The sequence below is a fragment of the Ruegeria sp. BHSA123 genome (assembly GCF_059613425.1).
In genome coordinates, this window is the sequence record NZ_JBXWSL010000141.1 from 1 (window position 1) to 3,260 (window position 3,260).

Here is a 3,260-nt window from a genome sequence, read left to right on the forward strand (position 1 = left end):
GCAGCGGCCAGACCAGCCGGTCCGGCGCCGAGGATGATGATTTCAGGCTTGTCGCCATTGGGTCGGGAAACATCCGTCACTTGCACTCTTCCTTCTGGGAACTTGCCGGGGTGCTGAACCGCATCCCGGACATGGTCAGAACCAGCGCGCCTAACCCGCCCGCCGTGAACAAAACAACTTGCCAGACCAGCCCGGCGGCCACGACCGCGGCGGCGCTGGCACCAAAGGGGGCCAGAAAACCGGCCAACGTCGCCTCGCGCAGGCCCAGCCCGTTCAGGGATACCGGCAGCACGGCAATGATCTTGGCCAGTGGCCAGGCGAATATCCATGGGCCCGCCGCCACATCGACCCCCGCCGCAATGGCCAGCCACCAGGCCAGCAGGATCAGCAACAGCTGAATCAGCACAGATGCGATGAAAGCTACAGCCAGCGTTCCGGGCTTGCGCCCCATCCCGGCCAGCGCCTCGGCCAGACGATTGGCAAAGCCCTTGCCGGGCAGGGACGGCACATAGCGCCAGGGCAGGGGCAGCAGGCGCGGCAAAGCTATCATCCCCGCCAGCGCCGCCAGCAAGACCAGAGCTACAGGCCAGATCATATGCCCGCCCGCAGCGCTTTCCCATGTCAGGACTAGCCCCAGACAAGAGAGTGTCAGCAGGGCCACCATGTCGATCAGCCGATCCACGGTTGCGCCCGCAACAACCCGCGCGCCGTCCTTCATTGCCGCTTGCGCCAGGCCTGCGCGGACCGTGTCACCTCCGATTGCTCCGGGCAGGCACAGATTGGCCGCCAACCCGGCAAAATGCGCCCGGATGGCCAGCGGAGCCGCAAATCCGTGCCCCAGAAGCAGCCACCATTTCAGCGCCGCCGCGACATGGGCCAGCAGGAACAGGACCAGCACGCATAGAAATACCCAGATCGGGATTGCCTTCAGCGCGGCCACGATTGCATCAGCAGGCAGAATCCAGAACAGGATCGCCAGCACCACGACCGATCCGGCAACCCGGATCAGCCAGCGCCGTTGACTTGGATCGGAAAGCATACCGCCGCTCCTGTCAGGGTCTCAGATGCAGCCGCGAGATCATGTCGGCGATCAGCCCCAGCGACCAGATCATGATCGCCGCCAGGAACGAGAACACCGCCGTTTCACTGAGGTTCCAGTAGAACATGTCGATAATGAATTTCACTGTGCCCAATGTGAAAAACGCCAGACCCAGCGGGATGAACACCCGCAGCGGATTGAACAGCGTGCTGATGCGCAGGATCAGGATGACGAAGTTCAGGAAATCAATCGGCCGGATTTTCGACTTGCCCACCCGTTTGCCATATTCGATCGGCGTATAGATCATCCGCTTGCCATTCGAGGTCATGCACAGCGTGATCGTGGTGGTGAACGAGAAGTTCTGCGGCAGCAGCGGCAGGAATGGGATCAGCTCGGATTTGCGGAACACGCGCAGGCCCGAGTTCAGATCGTTGATCTTGCGCTCGGCCAGGAACGACGCAAAGGCGAACAGGAATTTCTTGGCCGGCCTGCGCAGCAGCGGCACGTTTTTCATCGCCGCCCCCCGGTCGCCGACCACCATGTCCTGATCGCGGCACATGGCCAGCATGCTTGGCAGATAGCGCGCAGGATAAGTGCCATCGGCATCAAGGATGGCGACATAGTCATATTGCGCCATCCGCACGCCACGCTTGAGGCTGGCACCGTAGCCTGAATTCACATCGTTGAAGGTGACGGTGGCTCCGCTGGCTTCGGCCTCGGCGCGGGTATTATCCTGGCTGGCATCGTCCACCACGATGATCTCGTAGGGGATGCCCAGCGGTTCAAGGTGGGTGCGCACATCCTCGACCGTGTGGCGCACGGCGTTTTCTTCGTTGAACGCGGGGATGACCACGCTCAGTCTCATGCCTGATGTGTCCGGCGCGGTTGCGACACCGTCTGCGTCAATCGGCTCTGCGACTTTGTTCATGAAAACAAAAACCCTTTACATTCACAATCTGCTCGACCCTCGCCAACCAATATTATGTGCATGGCGAAAAGGGCGTTGCCGGATAAATTTTCTGCATCACACATGGTATTCGAACACGTCATGCCTGAACATAGACAATAAAGTTGACCAAATTAGACCGTTTCGAAGTCAAGATTGGTGCGTATTCGGATTGCATATGGCAGGCTGGCCTCTCTCGACAATTGATTTACCACACCGGGCGTCCAAGACGGAAAGTGACGGTTCTTTCACTCCCGTCCGATTTTTTCAAACGTGCAACAACATCGTTCGCCGTTTCGGAGGGATCGAGCTGGAACTTTGCCCAGACGGCACCACGTTTTGGCGTCAGCTCGACGGGCTGTAACGTGCCGCCGTTAATCTCGATCTGCGCCGCACGGACGTCCGGTTCATTGATCCGCATTTCAATATCAATCGACGTATCGCGCCTGATGGGCTCGCGCAGCAAGAGAGCCACCGAACCCGAGGCATCAGCCGGGAGAGTCCGCGTACGGTACGCGGGAGGACCGTAATTCAGGTATCCGCCAACAAGGGTGCCCAGAAGCAGCAGCAGATACGCCCATCGAAATATTCCCATCCCACGCCAAATACGTCTGAGCGGACCATGGTGTGAAGCATAGGGTGCCAACCGGCCCGCAAAAATCAAAGCTCCTGTGAGTGCGACGCCGGTCGCCACGATCCCCAATACCAGCCAGAGCACCCGCGAAAAGGCACCGCCCCAAAACCCGTAGTGAAGCTCATCCACCATGGGCCTCCAACGCGCCATGCCGGTGCTGTCATCCGGCGTGAATGCACCCAGAACCTCAAGGGTTAGCGGATCGATGACCACGGTGCTGGTACCTCGGATGTGGGGGATGCCCGGCAGATGGCCGGAAATTCTGAAACTGTCCGATTTGTCACGGGGAAGGGTCAGGACCTGGGGTTCGAAACCCGGAAAGGCCACGCGGGTCTGCGCTGCAGCCCTGTCCAAGGTAGAGGCGGTGAAATCAGTGGGCAGCGCGGTTGCCCGCACAGCGGGTGGCTGAGGTTTCGGGGTGGTGCCATAAATGCCTGACTCGTGCAAAAAAAAGAACAAACCGGTCAGCGCACTGATCAACAGCAGAGGTGTCGCCCAGAGGGCAGTCAGGCGGTGCATGCCTCCGGCCCATTGCCGGGTGCCGCCTGCCCGACTGGGCCACCGGAAAATTCCTTTCCAAAAACGCCGGTAGGTGATGAGGCCGCTGACGATCTGATACAGAAGCACAACGGAGGTCGCTG

At 60.1% G+C, this 3,260-nt stretch carries 3 protein-coding genes; all 3 read right to left on the minus strand.

Annotated features, from left to right (window positions below; translation table 11 throughout):
- Positions 1–76: 76 nt before the first annotated feature.
- Positions 77–1,039 carry a lysylphosphatidylglycerol synthase transmembrane domain-containing protein gene (locus tag AC2FNC_RS20500; RefSeq protein WP_496716524.1) on the minus strand — a complete coding sequence of 321 codons (963 nt, stop codon included), beginning with the start codon at positions 1,037–1,039 and terminating at the stop codon, positions 77–79.
- A gap of 13 nt (positions 1,040–1,052) precedes the next feature.
- Positions 1,053–1,967 (minus strand): glycosyltransferase family 2 protein, encoded by a 915-nt coding sequence (locus AC2FNC_RS20505; protein WP_496716525.1) that lies wholly within the window; start codon positions 1,965–1,967, stop codon positions 1,053–1,055.
- Positions 1,968–2,193: 226 nt separating this feature from the next.
- On the minus strand, positions 2,194–3,260 hold a 1,067-nt coding region (locus tag AC2FNC_RS20510), incomplete at its 5' end, for a PepSY-associated TM helix domain-containing protein (RefSeq protein ID WP_496716527.1).